General features: G+C 71.5%; 1 protein-coding gene. It reads right to left on the bottom strand.

All coding sequences use genetic code 11. The features are described from left to right. Positions 1-361: enoyl-CoA hydratase/isomerase family protein (locus P3H15_RS54745; RefSeq protein ID WP_276144919.1), on the bottom strand; the 361-nt coding region annotated here is incomplete at both ends.

The raw sequence follows: 361 nt of genomic DNA, 5'->3' as shown, positions 1-361 counted from the left end.
ACCTGCCCGGCCGCCTTCTGAGCTTCCGGCACCCCACTGCCCTGCAGCCGCGAGACGATCTCGGCGACGCTGTCCGCGGAATACGCGGCATCGATCCACCCCCGCTGGGCCAGCAGGTCCGATTCCGGGGCCGGTTCGGTGAACGCGGCCACCGCCGCCTCCACCGATGTGGTCGACAGCGCCTCGACGAACTGTCCGATCTTCTCCGACGGGAGGAAGTGGTCGGCGAACCCGCACGCGATCGCATCCCCGGCACCCAGGCGGGCGGTGGTGAGCGCGATGTGGGTACCCAACTCCCCCGGGGCACGGGCCAGCAGGTAGGTGCCGCCGACGTCGGGGACGAACCCGATCCCGGTCTCGG

Source organism: Rhodococcus sp. T2V (assembly GCF_029269925.1).
Lineage (GTDB): Bacteria > Actinomycetota > Actinomycetes > Mycobacteriales > Mycobacteriaceae > Rhodococcus_F > Rhodococcus_F koreensis.
The sequence above is the reverse complement of the archived record's forward strand: the minus strand, read 5'-3'. Positions and strand labels throughout refer to the sequence as shown.